Annotated in this window: 10 protein-coding genes; 9 read left to right on the top strand and 1 reads right to left on the bottom strand. The window is 68.4% G+C overall.

The features are described from left to right. Positions 1–491 precede the first annotated feature (491 nt). The 7 genes from AC1Q87_RS17295 to AC1Q87_RS17265 all read left to right on the top strand — a co-directional run bounded on the left by AC1Q87_RS17295 (position 492) and on the right by AC1Q87_RS17265 (position 7,986). The gene (locus tag AC1Q87_RS17295) at positions 492–692 is read left to right on the top strand and encodes a hypothetical protein (protein WP_183776751.1); all 201 of its coding nucleotides are present in this window, start codon (positions 492–494) and stop codon (positions 690–692) included. 140 nt (positions 693–832) lie between these two features. Then, positions 833–1,225, top strand: a complete 393-nt coding sequence (locus tag AC1Q87_RS17290; RefSeq protein WP_183776749.1) for a hypothetical protein — start codon at positions 833–835, stop codon at positions 1,223–1,225. 117 nt (positions 1,226–1,342) lie between these two features. Beyond that, positions 1,343–1,633, top strand: coding sequence for a hypothetical protein (locus AC1Q87_RS17285; RefSeq protein ID WP_183776747.1), 291 nt, complete (start codon positions 1,343–1,345; stop codon positions 1,631–1,633). Between the two features lie 116 nt (positions 1,634–1,749). Further along, on the top strand, positions 1,750–2,976 hold the full coding sequence (locus tag AC1Q87_RS17280) for a TolC family protein (RefSeq protein ID WP_312161392.1): 1,227 nt from the start codon (positions 1,750–1,752) through the stop codon (positions 2,974–2,976). Beyond that, positions 2,973–4,448, top strand: a complete 1,476-nt coding sequence (locus AC1Q87_RS17275) for an efflux RND transporter periplasmic adaptor subunit (protein WP_183776745.1) — start codon at positions 2,973–2,975, stop codon at positions 4,446–4,448. The genes AC1Q87_RS17280 and AC1Q87_RS17275 overlap by 4 nt, the downstream gene beginning before the upstream one ends. Next, on the top strand, positions 4,445–7,603 hold the full coding sequence (locus tag AC1Q87_RS17270) for an efflux RND transporter permease subunit (protein WP_183776744.1): 3,159 nt from the start codon (positions 4,445–4,447) through the stop codon (positions 7,601–7,603). Before AC1Q87_RS17275 ends, AC1Q87_RS17270 begins: the two co-directional genes overlap by 4 nt. After that, positions 7,600–7,986, top strand: a complete 387-nt coding sequence (locus tag AC1Q87_RS17265) for a copper-binding protein (protein WP_183776743.1) — start codon at positions 7,600–7,602, stop codon at positions 7,984–7,986. The genes AC1Q87_RS17270 and AC1Q87_RS17265 overlap by 4 nt, the downstream gene beginning before the upstream one ends. A 147-nt stretch (positions 7,987–8,133) precedes the next feature. Here the strand turns inward: AC1Q87_RS17265 and AC1Q87_RS17260 are convergent, their stop codons facing one another. Then, positions 8,134–10,062, bottom strand: a complete 1,929-nt coding sequence (locus AC1Q87_RS17260) for a cytochrome c/FTR1 family iron permease (RefSeq protein ID WP_183776742.1) — start codon at positions 10,060–10,062, stop codon at positions 8,134–8,136. Positions 10,063–10,260: 198 nt separating this feature from the next. Between AC1Q87_RS17260 and AC1Q87_RS17255 the strand changes: the two genes are divergently transcribed. Both AC1Q87_RS17255 and AC1Q87_RS17250 read left to right on the top strand, forming a co-directional pair. Beyond that, positions 10,261–12,384: a heavy metal translocating P-type ATPase gene (locus tag AC1Q87_RS17255; RefSeq protein WP_312161387.1), complete on the top strand. Its 2,124-nt coding sequence runs from the start codon at positions 10,261–10,263 to the stop codon at positions 12,382–12,384. Next, positions 12,385–13,137 (top strand): helix-turn-helix transcriptional regulator, encoded by a 753-nt coding sequence (locus AC1Q87_RS17250; protein WP_183776741.1) that lies wholly within the window; start codon positions 12,385–12,387, stop codon positions 13,135–13,137. It abuts the gene before it with no gap. The last annotated feature ends 21 nt before the right edge of the window (positions 13,138–13,158 follow it).

The following is a 13,158-nucleotide window of genomic DNA, read 5'->3' as shown; positions in this document are numbered from 1 at the left end:
GTATGGCGCGACTTCTAATCGCCATCCTCGCCATTCTGGCCCTGGTGGCCAGCCCGATCACCGCCTCGGCGGCGACCATTGAGTGCGGCGTGGAGGCATCAAGGCCAAACGCCATGGCGTCCATGGATGAGCCTCCCGGCGAACAGCCGAGCGCCCCGATCACTCCCTGCTGCGACAAGGCGCTGAAGAACTGCGCCGCAACGTGCGCAAGCATCTGTGCCGGCGCGGTCGCAGTGCTGTCGGCGACGCCGAGTGGGGCGGCCCTAGCCGCTCAAGTGGCGCCTGAGCCTGGAAACGGTCCCGCCGTGCATCCCCATAGGCCTCCCGGCCCAGATCGGCCCCCGAAACTGTTGGCCTGAGGCCGACGACGAAATCGTCGGTTCCACCGCGCCTGCGCCGGCCGCTCGCGAGCGAGATCCGGCCCCAGCCCAGGCGCCGTCTCGCCGGGACGGCTCACCGCCCGGCGGATCCATCAATCTTGGGGAAGACCCATGACCATTCGCTTCACCATCACCGCCTTGGCGCTCAGCCTGCCGCTGGCGACCGGGGCCTGCGCCGTGTCCGGACAGTACGCCTATCGCACCGCGCCGCCATCCTCGAACCCACACGACTACTTCCGCACGGTGACCCGTGAACCGCTCGCGGCCGAAGGCGAAAAGGCCGACGCCGTCGCGGTCGAGCGGCCTCGCTGACGCACCTAGTCTGCGTCGATTCCGAGGGATCGGCGCAGGCGCCGCGTATTGCTCAATGACGGCCCGGTTGATCGTCCAGGCCGTCGCCGCCGAACTGTGACCTTGCGCAAACCGAAGCTCGGGCATACCCCTATCGCCTCATGTGGAACCTGATCCGCATCGTCGTCGCAGCGCTCGCCCTGGTCGGCTTCGTCGGCCAGACGACGGCGCGTGCTATGCCAATGATGGCGATGGTCGAGGCGGCTGCACCGGCTGACCACGTTGCAATGGCTGGGATGGACTGCGCCGATATGCCTGGCATGTCGCAAATGGCCGATGCGCCCAGGCCGGTCTCCAAGCCGACACCATGTAAGGGCGTCACGCTCGATTGCATTGGTAAGATGGGCTGCGCCACGGTGCCGCCGCCAGTTCCGGCGATTGCGAGCATCCCGCATACGTTCACCTACGAGGGCGTGCACTTCGCGCTCTCCGACCTAACGCGCGAGGGCGTGCTCGCCCCCTTGCTCTTCCATCCTCCTAGACCGCTGGCCTGACGCGCTGGCGTCAGCGTCTGCAGGAGCTCTCAACGAGCGACCGCGGACGCGCGCATGACGCCGCTCAATCAGATCAGCCCGTCCGTCGGACGGGCGCCATCGGCATGGAGAAGGATCATGACCTTCCGAACACTCACTGCGATCAGCGCTGCGGCGCTGACGCTCGGCCTGTCAGCCGCGGCCCATGCGGCCGCCGCTGAGCCGCAGGGCGACTACCGCCTGCGGGTCGCCCCGCCGTCCTCGAACCCGCACGACTACTTCCGCACAGTCGAAAAGGTCCCAGGCTCGCCCGCTGCGGGTGACCAGGCACGGGCGGCGGATTGCGACTGCCCGATGATGAAGAGCGACGCGGCCATGCGCGACATGTGCATGAGCATGGGCCGCCACAGCCCGCAGCCGAAGGGCTAGCCGACTGCCAATCCCCGCGCCGTCTATCCCCTGGCGCGGGGATGCAGGGGCGCCGGCGGTGATCAACCGTCGGCGCTACCGGCCCTCGTTTCATCATGATCACGACCGGAACTCCGATGCGTCTTGTCTTGACCCTGGCCTGCGCGGCGTTAGGCGGCGCGGCCCAGGCTGCGCCACTAACCTTCGATGCCGCGCTCAGGCTCGCCGACACCTCAGCGCCAAGCCTCTTGAGCAAGGACGCCGATGTCGCCGCGGCGCGCTCCGCAGCCGTATCCGCTGGCCGCCTACCCGACCCGAAGCTCGCCGTGGGTCTCGGCAACTTCCCGATCTCAGGACCTCCAGCGGGGACCTTCGACCGCGACAGCATGACCATGGCCACGGTCGGTGTGAGCCAGGACATGCCCAGCTCCGCCAAACGCCGCGCGGACCGTGAACGCGCCACCGCAGACATAGAGGCAGCCGAGGCCGGCGCACGGGTCGAGGCGCGGGCGGTCCGTCTTGCGGCCTCCCTGGCCTGGATCGACCTCTTCTACGCCAGGAAGCGGCTCGCGGCGTTGGATGAGGTGGAGCGCGCCCTCACGCCCCTGCGCGCCAGCGCGCCGTCGCAACTGGCGTCCGGATCGACGCGGCCCGCCCAAGCCCTCGAGCCAGACCAACTCAGCGCCGCCCTCGACGATCGGCGCGCCGAACTGGTCGCCGCGGTTGGCAGGGCCCGGGCTGAACTCGTTCGTTGGACTGGCGAGGCCGATGCTGATGTGGCTGGCCCCCCGCCGAACTTCCAAGTCGATCCGGCCAATTTGCGCGCCGGCCTCGAGAGGCTGCCCGCGCTCCGGGCCTATGACGCCGCCGGCCGCCAAGCCGACGCCGATGTCTCGGCCGCAAAGGCGGAGAAGCGGCCGGATTGGAGCTGGGATCTCACCTACCAGCACCGCGACCCGATGTATGGCGACATGGTCTCGCTTGGTGCGTCGGTCAGCCTGCCGCTGTTCGCCGCCAAACGACAGGACCCGATGGTCGCCGCTCGCGCCTCCAGCGCCACCCGCGTCCGCTACGAACGGGAGGCGGCGCGCCGGGCGCTGGCCGCAGCGCTGGAGGCCGACCTCGCCGACCACGCCATGCATCACGACCGTCTCATGCGCGGCCGCACGACCCTGGAGCCGCTGGCCGCCCGCCGCGCCGACCTGGAGACGGCGAGCTATGCCGCCGGCACGGCGGGGCTGTCGGACGTACTGGGCGCGCTGGTCGCCCTCGCCGAAGCCAAGATCGACATTCTCGACCGCGAGGCCGCCGTCCAGCGCGACGCGGTCCGCATCGTCCAGACCTACGGAAGCGACGCCCAATGATCGCCCTCTCCCGCACTCAGCTCGCCGCCGCCGCGGCCGTGGTCGCCCTCGCCGCCGGCGGGCTCGGTTATGGCTTGGCTCACTTGCAGAGGCTCCCAGCCCCATCGGCCGGCACGCCCGGATCGGAGGGGCGCAAGATCCTCTACTGGTACGATCCGATGGTCCCAATGGAGCGCTATCCGGGGCCCGGCAAGTCGTCCATGAATATGGACCTGATCCCCAAGTACGCCGACGAGACCGAAGCGGGCGGCGGCGTGCGGATCGACCCAGCGGCGGCGCAGAACCTCGGCGTGAGGTTGGCCCGGGTCGAGCGCAGCGCGTTCGCCCAGAGCGTCGAGGCGACAGGCGTCCTCGACTTCAACCAGCGCAGCGTCGCCATCGTCCAGGCCAGGGCCGACGGTTTTGTGCAACGGGTCCATGCCCGCGCGCCTGGCGATGTCATCGCCGCCGGAGCGCCGATCGCCGACCTGCTCGTGCCGTCCTGGAGCGGCGCCCAGGCCGAGTACCTCGCGGTGCGAAAGTCTGGCGACGCGAGGCTGGAGGCTGCCGCCCGCCAGCGACTGGCGCTGCTGGGTATGCCGGATCCGCTGATCGACCAGGTCGCTCGCACCGGTCGCCCCCGCAACGTCATCACGGTCAGCGCCCCGATCGGCGGCGCACTCCAGACCCTGGACGTGCGCCAAGGCATGACCGTCAGCGCGGGGCAGACCCTTGCGCAGGTGTCGGGCCTCTCAAGCGTCTGGCTCAACGCGGCGGTCCCGGAGGCCCAGACCAATCAGATCAAGATCGGCCAGGCCGTCACGGCAACTCTCGCTGCATTCCCCGGCGAGACCTTTAGCGGCCGGATCGCAGCCATCCTGCCGGCCGCCCAGGCGGAGAGCCGGACGCTCACCGTTCGGGCGGAGCTGCCTAATCCTAGCGGACGACTGCGGCCTGGGATGTTCGCCACGGTCCATCTCGGCGGCGAGGCGCAGACGGCCTTGTCCGTGCCGTCCGAGGCGGTGATCCGCACTGGCAAGCGCAGCCTCGTCATGGTGGCCGGCGAGCAAGGCCGGTACGCGCCGGTGGAGGTTCGGGTCGGCCGCGAGAGCGGCGAGCGCACCGAAATCCTGGCCGGCCTCAGCGAAGGCCAGCAGGTCGTTGCTTCCGGCCAATTCCTGATCGATTCCGAAGCGAGCCTCGCCGGGCTGCAGGCGCGGCCGCTCGCGACCGGTGCGGGTACGCCGACCACGGCGCCGGGCGCGCTCCATGAGACGCGGGGTCGGATCGAGGCTCTGTCGGCCGAATCCATCACCCTCAGTCATGAGCCCGTGCCCGCGGTTGGCTGGCCCGCCATGACCATGACCTTCAAGCTGGAGCCGGCCGCCCTGGCCAAGGGCCTGAAGGTCGGCGACCAGGTGGCGTTCGGCTTCGAGCAGCGGCCGGATGGAGCCGTCGTGCGTCGTATCGCCCGGATGGGGGCGGCGCGATGATCGCCGCCCTGATCCGCTGGTCGGTCCGCAATCGTTTCTTCGTTCTGCTCGCCGCCGTGGCGCTTATCGCGGCCGGCGCGCTCGCGGCGCGCACGACACCAGTCGACGCCCTGCCCGACCTATCCGACGTGCAGGTGATCATCCGCACCCCCTATCCCGGCCAGGCGCCGCAGATCGTCGAGAACCAAGTCACCTATCCGCTGACCACTACGATGCTCTCGGTACCGGGCGCCAGGACCGTCCGCGGCTACTCGTTCTTCGGCGACAGCTTCGTCTATGTGATCTTCGAGGACGGGACCGACCTCTACTGGGCCCGCTCGCGGGTGCTGGAGTACCTGAACCAGGTCCAGGCCCGCTTGCCGGAAGCGGCCAAGCCGGCGCTGGGGCCGGACGCCACCGGGGTCGGCTGGGTCTACGAATACGCCCTGGTCGACCGCACCGGCCGCCATGACCTGTCGGAGTTGCGGTCCCTGCAGGACTGGTTCCTGCGCTATGAGCTGAAGAGCCTGCCGGGCGTGGCGGAGGTCGCCAGCATCGGCGGCATGGTCAAGCAGTACCAGGTCGTGCTCGACCCGGTGAAGCTCGCCGCCTACGGCATCACCCACCGCCAGGCCGTAGAGGCGATACAGCGGGCCAACAGCGAGACCGGCGGCTCGGTGCTGGAGCTGGCCGAGGCCGAGTACATGGTCCGCGCCTCCGGCTATCTCACCAGCCTCGACGACTTCCGGGCCATTCCGCTGAAGACCGCCGCCGGGGGCGTGCCGGTGCGGCTGGGCGACGTGGCCATCGTCCAGCTCGGTCCGGAGATGCGCCGCGGCCTGGCCGAACTGAACGGCCAGGGCGAGGTCGCCGGCGGCGTGGTGATCCTGCGTTCGGGCAAGAACGCGCGGGAGACCATCGCCGCCGTGAAGGCCAAGTTCGCGGACCTGAAGAAGAGTCTGCCGCCCGGCGTCGAGGTTGTGACCACCTATGACCGATCCCAGCTCATCGACCGGGCGATCGCCAATCTGCGCGAGAAGCTGGTCGAGGAGTTCGTGGTCGTCGCCTTGGTCTGCGCAATCTTCCTTTGGCACGCGCGATCGGCGCTGGTGGCGATCCTGACCCTGCCGCTGGGCGTGCTGTTCGCGCTGATCGTCATGCGCGCCCAGGGCGTCAACGCCAACATCATGTCGCTGGGCGGCATCGCCATCGCCATCGGGGCTATGGTCGACGCCGCCGTGGTGATGATCGAGAACGCCCACAAGAAGATCGAGCGCTGGGAGGAGGAACACCCCGGCCAGCCGCTCGAGGGCGAAACCCGTTGGCGGGTCATCACCGACGCCGCGGCCGAGGTCGGCCCGGCCCTGTTCTTCAGCCTAGTGATCATCACCCTCTCGTTCGTGCCGGTCTTCACGCTCCAGGGGCAGGAAGGCCGCCTCTTCTCGCCGCTGGCCTTCACGAAGACCTACGCCATGGCTGGAGCAGCGATCCTGTCGGTGACCGTGGTCCCGGTGCTGATGGGCTACCTGATCCGCGGCCGCATCCCGCGCGAAAGCGACAACGCCCTGAACCGGTGGCTGACCGCCGCCTACAAGCCGGCCCTGGACTGGGTGATGGACCGTCCGCGGACCACCCTGATCATCGCTGCATTGGTCTTCGCCACCACGGCCTGGCCGCTCAGCCGGCTTGGCGGCGAGTTCATTCCGGCCATGGACGAGGGCGACCTGCTCTACATGCCCTCGGCCCTGCCCGGGCTCTCGGCGCAAAAGGCCGGCGAGCTGCTGCAGCAGACCGACCGGCTGATCAAGACCGTGCCGGAGGTGAAGACCGTATTCGGCAAGGCCGGCCGCGCCGAGAGCGCCACCGACCCCGCGCCGCTGGAGATGTTCGAGACCACCATCCAGTTCAAGCCGCGCAGCGAGTGGCGGCCCGGCATGACGCCCGACAAGCTGGTCGAAGAGCTGGACCGTGCGGTGAAGGTCCCGGGCCTGGCCAATGTCTGGGTTCCGCCGATCCGCAACCGCATCGACATGCTGGCGACCGGCATCAAGAGCCCGATCGGGGTGAAGGTCTCGGGCGCTAACCTCGCCGAGCTCGACCGCATCGCCCGCGAGGTGGAGACGACCGCCAAGAGTGTTCCCGGCGTCAGCTCGGCCCTGGCCGAACGGCTGACCGGCGGGCGCTATGTCGATGTCGACATCGACCGCGCCGCCGCGGCCCGCTTCGGGCTCAACATCGCCGACGTACAGGAGATCGTCGCCGGCGCCATCGGCGGCGAGACTGTCGGCCAGACCGTCGAGGGCCTAGCCCGCTATCCGATCAATGTCCGCTATCCGCGCGAGAGCCGCGACAGCCTGGAGGGGCTGCGCAACCTACCGGTCCTCACTCCGGCCGGGCAGCAGATCACGCTCGGGACGGTGGCAAGGATCGAAATCGCCGACGGACCGCCGATGCTCAAGACCGAGAACGGCCGGCTCTCGACCTGGGTCTATATCGATGTGCGAGACCGCGACCTGACCTCCGTCGTCGCCGACCTGCGGGACGCCGTCGCCAAGGACGTGAAGCTCTCGCCCGGCGTCTCAATCGCCTATTCGGGCCAGTTCGAATATCTGCAGCGGGCGGTCGAACGGCTGAAGCTTGTCGTGCCGGCGACGCTCCTGATCATCTTCGTCCTGCTCTATGTGATCTTCCGGCGCTTCGACGAGGCGGCCCTGATCATGGCGACCCTGCCCTTCGCGCTCACAGGCGGCATTTGGGCGCTCTATCTGCTCGGCTATCACCAGTCGGTGGCTACAGGCGTGGGCCTCATCGCGCTCGCCGGCGTCGCCGCCGAGTTCGGCGTCGTGATGCTGATCTATCTGAAGGATGCGCTGAAAGACCGGGGCGAGCATCCCTCCCCTGACCAGGTCAAAGCCGCCGTCCGCGAAGGGGCCCTGCTGCGGGTACGCCCCAAGGCCATGACCGTGGCGGTGATCCTCGCCGGCCTCGCCCCGATCTTGATCGGGCATGGCGCCGGCTCAGAGGTCATGAGCCGGATCGCCGCCCCGATGATCGGTGGCATGCTCACCGCCCCTTTGCTCTCCATGCTGGTCATCCCGGCCGGCTATCTGCTGCTCCGCCGCAGATCCTCGCACACGCCCTTCCCACCCGCTTCCAGACAAGGAGATATCCGATGAAGCGCACCACCCTGACTGTCATGGGCCTCGGCCTGACCCTCGCGCTGGCGGCCTGCGGCCAACCGGCCGAACAGAAGGCCGCGGAAGCTCCTGCTGCCCCCGCTCCGGCAATGCCGGCTGGAGACAATATGGCCAGCATGGCGTCCGATGCAGCAGCCGCCAAATCTGTGAAGGCGAAGGGCGTCGTCACAGCCGTCGACGTTGCGGCCGGCACGATCACGCTCGACCACGAGGAGATCCCTGAGGTGAGCTGGCCGGCAATGACCATGGGCTTCAAGGCCACGCCAGAACTGGCTCAGTCCGTGAAGGTCGGAGACAAGGTCGCCTTCGACCTGACCGTCAAGGATGGAGCCGGCGAGATCACCGCGATCCAGAAGCAGTAAGCTCAGCGTGGGCGACGAAAGTCGCCCACCACTCAGCCGCGCTGTGAGCACCAGCGTTCGCGCAACGCCCGGCGACCATTCTGGACGCACGGCCGCCCTACAACGCGACCGAAGCGAAATGGAGCAATCGCCCGTGTCCGGCCTCCCTTACGACGAGGCACGTACGGACGCGGTTCGGCTGTTTCGAATGAAACCGAACACCATCACCAGAAGTGTTGCAAATTGGGCGGCGACACCTTGCCAGGTCGGATAGAGGCCGAGGATCTCGATCCGCGGCAGTCCTGCGATAGGCCGAATTCCCAAAAGCCCGGCCTCCTGAAGCCCGGCCACGCCCTTGCCCGCGAGGATCACCGCGAGGATGGCGATGAGAATTGAGCTGAAGGCGAAGAACTGGGTGATGGGGAGCTTGCGGCTGTAGCGCAAGAGCGCCCAACCGACCACCGCCAGCACGACCGCGCCGGAGGCGGCGCCAGCCAGCATCGCCATATGTCCACCCTGGCTCCAGAGCGCGGCGTAGAAGAGGATGGTTTCGAAGACCTCCCGGTAAACGACCAGGAAGGCCAAGGCGAAAAGGAACCAGGCCGACTTTCGCGACAGGGCCTTGGAGAGCTTATCGCGGATGTAGCGTTGCCAGACATCAGCGCGGCTCTTGCCGTGCATCCAGATTCCGACCGAAACCAGCACTACAGCGGCGATGATCGAGCCGAAGCCCTCCATCAGCTCGCGGCTCGCGCCGCTGATCGAGATCAGATAGGTAGCGGCCGCCCAGGTCAGTACCCCGGCGCCCAGGGCCGCGCTCCAGCCGCCATGCACATAGGGCAGGACATCGGCCCGCCCAGCCTTGCGCAAAAAGGCGACCATCGCCACTACCACCAGCAGCGCTTCTAGGCCCTCGCGCAGCAAGATCGTGAAGGCGCCCAGGAATGCAGAGGCCTGACTGGCCTTCTCGGGCGCAAGGGCGCGCTCGGCGGCGTCCATGTAGGCGGCGAGCTGTTCGGCCTGGCCTTGCACCGCAGCCACGGGCTGACCGGCTGCTATCGCTGATCGATAGGCGCCCATACCGCTCTCTATCCGGCTCATCAGCGCCGGATCGCGCGCCTTGAGAAGCGGCTCGACCGGCTCGAAGCCGTCGAGATAGGCCGACAGCGCCAAGTCAGTCGCCCGTCGCGGGTCGCCCCCCGCATAGGCCGTGGCGCTCTCTGCAAGCCGCGCCCTCGCCAGATCAAGATTGGGGCCCTGTCCCGAGAGCGCCTTCGGCGTCTTACGAAGGTAGGCGGTGAGCGCCTGCGCCTTTTCGGGGCCGAAGTCGGCGGCCAGGGCCTGCGGCGTCGTCTGGGTCAGCGCCGCAAGGGTGCTGAACCGAGCGCGGACTTCCGCATCTTGGCGCCAGAGCCGCTCGCCAGCCTTGGTCTGAGCGTCTTCATAGGCGAGGCCTCCGACGTAGAACGCGAGCGCCCAGCGGTCCGATTCTGAGAGATGTGCGTAGCTGGCCATGGCCGTGCCGTCCAAGCCCTGCCCGATGACCTGATAGAGACCGAAGAGGCTCCGCTGCTGCGCTCGCGCCAAGTCGGTGAACGCGATCGGGGGCGGGTCGAGTCCTTCGGCGTTCGGCCCGTCGCCGGCGCCGTTGGCGCCGTGGCAGGCCGCGCACTGCTCGGCGTAGAGACGCGCGGCGCGGTTCAGGTCCGGAACCATGCGCGGAGCCAGAGGCGTTGGATAGGCGGCCAGCAGCGCGCTCGCCAAGTTGTGGGCGTCACGGCTCACTTGGGCCGGTGGAGCCTTGGCCAGAACCGCCGCCTCCAGCGCAGCGGCGTCACGTACGAGCTGCGGGCGAGCCGGAGTCGCCGGCAAGGTGGCAAGGCGCGCGCGGACCGCCCCGGCGAACTCCACCATCTCCGCATACTCGGCTGGGCTAATGACCTGCCCGTTGTCGACGGCGCCGGCGTAGTCGACCGCGACATAGTCCAGCAGTCGCCACGCGGTCTGCGCCGAACTGCTCTCCTGCGCCATGGCCGGCAACACGAGGAATGACAGGGCCGCAACGACAGCGGCGACGAAGTTGGACAGGATGCGCATGGAGAACCTGATGCTATCAATTCTCCTTATCAGGGCATTGCGCCGCTTGGCGAGCCACGACCTCAAGCCTGCCAGTGACGACGGCCGCTTGATCCTCTAGCGACTTGAGGATGTACCGTCGCGCGATCGTGTATCGGAGGAGAGGTCAATGATCACGGTTCGGCGAGAGGTAGCCTCCACCAGATCGGGAGGCGCATCGTGAGCACAGCTCTGACCCTGCGCGTCGACGGGATGGACTGTGGCGCCTGCGCGACGAAAATCGAGAACGCGCTCAAGCGAGTCCCGGGCGTCAGCGATATCGACGTGAACTACAGCCTGCAGCGGCTGACGCTCGCCTATGACGCCGATCGCACGTCGCCGATCGTCATTCGGGAACGCATTCGCGGACTGGGCTACACGCCGAGCGACGATGGCGGACCCATCTCCGAAGTTGGCGCGCCCAGCGACGAAATCTGGTGGCGATCGCGCAAGGCGCAATTGGCGCTGGCCTCGGGCCTGGCGTTGGCTGTTGCCTTCGTGATCGCGCGCTTGGCGCCGGAATGGACCACATGGGTCTACGCGATCGCGACCCTGGTGGGCCTAGTGCCCATCGCCCGACGCGCGATCGCCGGCGCGGTGTCCGGCACGCCGTTCAGCATTGAAACCCTGATGTCGGTGGCCGCCGCCGGCGCGATCGCCATCGGCGAGGCTGAGGAAGCGGCGGTCGTCGTCTTTCTCTTCACGGTCGGCGAACTGTTGGAGGGAGTGGCTGCGTCGAAGGCCCGAGCGGGTATTCGCGCTCTTGTCGATCTCGTCCCCCGCTCGGCCTTGCGCGAGCGCGACGGCGTCATTGAACAGGTCGCCGCCGCCGAGTTGGCGGTCGGGGATATCGTGGTGATCCGCCCCGGCGATCGCGCGCCGTCTGACGGCGAAGTGATCAGCGGGACCTCGGAGGTCAACCAAGCCCCCGTTACGGGGGAGTCCGTCCCGGTGACGAAGGAACCGGGAGCAGAAATCTATGCCGGGAGCATCAACGGCAACGGCCAACTGCGGGTCGCCATCACCAAGGCCGCCGCCGACAACACGATCGCGCGGATCATCCATCTGGTCGAGGAGGCCCAAGGCGCCCGCGCGCCGATGGCCCGTTTCATCGACCGCTTCAGCGCCTGGTACACGCCCGCCGCGATGGCGGTCGCCGCCCTGATCATCGTGCTGCCCCCCCTCCTCTTGGGCGCGGAATGGCATACGTGGATCTACCGTGGCCTGGCGGTTCTGCTCATCGCCTGTCCTTGTGCACTGGTTATCTCGACCCCAGCGGCGATTGCGTCCGGCCTCGCCGCGGGTGCGCGCAAGGGTCTGCTCGTGAAAGGCGGCGCGGCCCTGGAAACGCTCGGCAAGGTCGCCACGGTGGCCTTCGACAAGACCGGCACGTTGACCCTCGGCCGCCCCCAGGTCAGCGACATTGTCGCTTTCGAGGGCGAGCCAAGCGATTTGCTAGCTAAAGCCGCAGCCGTCGAGAAGGGGTCGAGCCATCCCCTTGGCTTAGCGATCATCGCCCGCGCCGAAGCCGATGGTCTGACGCTGCCTATCGCCTATGGCGTGACCGCCACACCGGGCAAAGCGGTCACCGGCCGCCTGAAGAGCGGTTTTGTTTCGGTCGGCTCGCCACGCTTCGCCGCCGAGCAGGCGCAGTTGAGCGCCGAGCAGGTCGCACGCCTGCAGGCGCTTGAGAGCGAAGGCAAGACCGTGGTTGTGGTGCTGGAATCCAAACGCGCGCTCGGCGCCCTGGCTCTGCGCGACGAACCCCGCCCCGACGCCGTCCAAGGACTGGCGCAACTGCGCGCGATGGGCCTGCGCACGGTGATGCTGACCGGCGACAATGCCCGCGCCGCTCGAGCGATCGGCGAGGCGCTGCAGATCGAGGCCGAAGCGGAGCTGCTGCCCGACGTCAAGCTATCGCGTATCCAGGACCTGCGTGCGCACGGTCCCATCGCCATGATCGGCGACGGCATCAATGACGCGCCGGCGCTCGCCGCGGCCTCGGTCGGCGTTTCCATGGGGGGCGGAACCGACGTCGCCTTGGAGACCGCCGACGCGGCCCTCCTCAACGACAAGGTGACTGGCGTCGCAGATCTGGTGCGCCTGTCGCGCGGCACGCTGCGTAACATTTGGCAGAATGTCGCCATCGCGCTCGGTCTTAAGGCGGTCTTCCTCGCAACGACCCTGATGGGAACCACGCCGCTCTGGATGGCGATCCTTGCCGACACGGGCGCAACCGCCCTCGTGACTGCCAACGCCCTGCGCCTGCTGCGCTTCGAACGCAGCCGCTCGTCAGACCTCTAGATGGGCGGCCTCTGGTCCGGCGCGTTCGAGGCGGGCGATCACTGGGCGATCTGGCGCGGAGCGGTCGGCGACAGCCGCCTCCACCGGCACCTGGCGGCGCAGGCAGTGGTCGCCCCGGCGCCCGTGACGGTGATCGACGCGGCCGGGCAGCGAGCGATCGGGCGTGTCATCCTCATCGATCCGCTGGTTCCGCATCGGCTGGAGCCGGCGGCCGAAGCCGAGATCGTGTTTATCGAACCGACCCTCGCCTCGCTGCCGCTGCAGTTCGCCCGGTCGTGGTCGGCCGCCGCCTCCCCCCCTCCGGTTATCGTCGCACGAGCCTTCGCTGGGCATGACGCATGGACCTGGGCGCGCGTTCTAGACACCCCGCTCCCACCGCGGCCGACCCTGACGCGACTTCAGCCGGCCCTGGCGGAAATCGACCGCCTGCTGCCCCTAGGCGCAGTCCCGCTTGAGGCGGCTGCAGCGAAGACGGGGCTGTCGGCGGAGCGCTTCCGACACCTCTTCGTGGACGCCATGGGCCTGCCGTTTCGGCGATATGTGCTTTGGCGGCGGATCGGCTGGGCTGCCCAGGCCCTCAAGGCGGGCGACGACGCGACCACGGCCGCGCACGGTGCGGGCTTCGCCGACGCAGCGCATTTTTCCCGAACCCTGCGGGCGATGTTCGGCATCGCGCCCAGCGCCTTGCGGCTACCCAGGCCGCCGGCCCGACGCAGCCGCTATGTTCATGCGGGTTCGTCAGGCGAGGCCTAGGCGATATCGACATTCAGGATT

Source organism: Phenylobacterium sp. GW823-FHT02A09 (assembly GCF_058797775.1).
This window is presented reverse-complemented; position numbering and strand designations above follow the sequence as displayed.

Coding starts and splice junctions, on each gene's coding strand:
- AC1Q87_RS17295 (WP_183776751.1), top strand. CDS start 492: ATGACCATTCGCTTCACCATCACCGCCTTGGCGCTCAGCCTGCCGCTG.
- AC1Q87_RS17290 (WP_183776749.1), top strand. CDS start 833: ATGTGGAACCTGATCCGCATCGTCGTCGCAGCGCTCGCCCTGGTCGGC.
- AC1Q87_RS17265 (WP_183776743.1), top strand. CDS start 7,600: ATGAAGCGCACCACCCTGACTGTCATGGGCCTCGGCCTGACCCTCGCG.
- AC1Q87_RS17260 (WP_183776742.1), bottom strand. CDS start 10,062: ATGCGCATCCTGTCCAACTTCGTCGCCGCTGTCGTTGCGGCCCTGTCA.
- AC1Q87_RS17285 (WP_183776747.1), top strand. CDS start 1,343: ATGACCTTCCGAACACTCACTGCGATCAGCGCTGCGGCGCTGACGCTC.
- AC1Q87_RS17270 (WP_183776744.1), top strand. CDS start 4,445: ATGATCGCCGCCCTGATCCGCTGGTCGGTCCGCAATCGTTTCTTCGTT.
- AC1Q87_RS17250 (WP_183776741.1), top strand. CDS start 12,385: ATGGGCGGCCTCTGGTCCGGCGCGTTCGAGGCGGGCGATCACTGGGCG.
- AC1Q87_RS17280 (WP_312161392.1), top strand. CDS start 1,750: ATGCGTCTTGTCTTGACCCTGGCCTGCGCGGCGTTAGGCGGCGCGGCC.
- AC1Q87_RS17275 (WP_183776745.1), top strand. CDS start 2,973: ATGATCGCCCTCTCCCGCACTCAGCTCGCCGCCGCCGCGGCCGTGGTC.